Here is a 1,739-nt window from a genome sequence, read left to right as displayed (position 1 = left end):
CGGCCCAGTCGATATAGCCGTCGTGATGCTCCCTGAGCATGACGTCCCAGGCCTCAAACGGCTTGCGGTGCTTGTAGCTCTTGCGCGCGCGACCTTCGACGATCGTCATCTGCTTGCCGCTCTTGCCATACGCGTAGACACCAGCATAGAACGGATTCTTGAGCACGGAGATCACGTTACGATATCGGATCGGGGTCCAATCGAAGTGCGTCAGCGTTCGGCCGTCGGACGGGCGCGGGAAGTGAACCTGCTCGGCCCTCATCGACAACAGGACCTGCCGCGCACTACCCAGTTGCTGGAAGCGGGTGAAGATCAGGCGTATGACTTCCTGTAACCGCGCATCTGGATCGAAACCCAGACCAACGTCACGATGCCAGACATAGCCAACCGGCACGCTGATACGCAACTCGCCACGCTGTGCCTTCTCGCGTTTGGCGTCAAGCATGCGCGTTCGAAGCACGTTGAGTTCGAACTCGCTGATGCTGCCCTTCATGCCAAGTAGCAGCCGGTCATTTGCTCGACAGGGATCGTATACACCGTCGAGATCGATTACTCTCGCTTCAACGAGACCACAGAGTTCGAGCAGATGATGCCAGTCACGCCCGTTACGGGCAAGACGTGAGGCATCCAGGCAAAGCACCGCACCGACATCGCCTGCGCACAACAATGCGACCAGGCGATCGAAGCCCGGCCTCGCAACCGTGCCGCTTGCCGAGCGCCCCAGATCATCATCGATGACTTCAACGTCGCGAAAGCCACGGCGCTTTGCTTCCTGAACGAGTTCATACTGTCGGCGCTGGCTCTCGACGTTCAGTTGGACCTGCGCCTGGGTCGATTGCCGGACATAAACCACGGCCTTGCGTTTGAGAAGATCTGCGGGCAAACAATCAACGTTCGTCATCGTCACACTCCTTCGCAGTCTTGATGCCGGCGGCCCGCATCAGCAGAATCGCAAGATGACTGAGTGCGTTTGCTCGTTGCACCATGCTCATCCCCTGGAGCTCGGGCGCATCGAACGTTATGCTCATCTGCTGCGGTATCGACTGCGACGATTGTTGACCTGCTGGAACGACGTTTGGCAGATTGCCCATTGCGTTTCTCCCGGACGTTGATGGAGCCCTCCTGGGAGTTTCCCCGCAAATGCCGATCGACCAGCAATTGATGCAGGTTATGCAGTGCAGCTACGGAAACTCTCGGTTCGCCGAGAACCATCGCCGAACATGTAGGGGCATCGAGCATCCACATCGCCATCAACTTGACTACGCCACCGTCCGTCTCCACGTGAACGACCGGGCTTCCGCCTCGATGCTCTACATCTCTGACTTTGACGCGACGCCTATATAGCGGATGCCAGCGATAATGAACTTCGACTTCCTGCCCGATATGGACAGAATGAACGGGCAATAGCCACCAGCAGAAAAGTTTGGCTCTTCAGCGACACGGTCGCGGGAGCTAAAGCCAGCGCCGTCATCTACAGCCTCGTGCTTACGTGCCGCGCGTGCAACGTCGAGCCGTACGCGTACCTGCGTCACGTCCTTACGCAACTGCCTCAACGAGCACCCGAGACCGACATCAGCGATCTGCTGCCATGGAGCTTTTTACAGGTCACCAGTCATGTCGGCTAACGTCAGCAACCCCTTGCGCAACGTCGCCAGTCATTCCAGGCCGCTTGCCCGCTAGCAAATTCACGGTGCTGGGCTACGCTCATACGTAGGCCGTGTGCTCAATTTAGCGCTTAC

The 1,739-nt window shown here is 58.1% G+C and carries 2 protein-coding genes and 1 pseudogene; 1 reads left to right on the top strand and 2 read right to left on the bottom strand.

Annotated elements, in window-relative coordinates; genetic code table 11:
• Together NCT32_RS36800 and NCT32_RS36795 are read right to left on the bottom strand one after the other, a co-directional pair.
• A partial coding sequence (locus tag NCT32_RS36800) for a recombinase family protein (protein ID WP_250491543.1) occupies positions 1-901 on the bottom strand: 901 nt, incomplete at its 3' end.
• Complete coding sequence (locus NCT32_RS36795) at positions 888-1,091, bottom strand: hypothetical protein (protein ID WP_083973451.1); 204 nt, start codon at positions 1,089-1,091, stop codon at positions 888-890. The genes NCT32_RS36800 and NCT32_RS36795, both read right to left, overlap by 14 nt.
• Positions 1,092-1,397: 306 nt before the next feature.
• On the opposite strand from NCT32_RS36795, the pseudogene NCT32_RS36790 reads away from it, so the two are divergent.
• Positions 1,398-1,625, top strand: a pseudogene (locus NCT32_RS36790) (transposase domain-containing protein); the annotation flags it as partial.
• Between the last annotated feature and the right edge of the window lie 114 nt (positions 1,626-1,739).

Source organism: Caballeronia sp. INML2, assembly GCF_023631365.1.
Taxonomy (GTDB): Bacteria; Pseudomonadota; Gammaproteobacteria; order Burkholderiales; family Burkholderiaceae; genus Caballeronia; species Caballeronia turbans.
This window is presented reverse-complemented; position numbering and strand designations above follow the sequence as displayed.

Excerpts from the sequence above, each read along its gene's own strand:
- NCT32_RS36795 (WP_083973451.1), bottom strand. The coding sequence starts at position 1,091 with ATGGGCAATCTGCCAAACGTCGTTCCAGCAGGTCAACAATCGTCGCAG.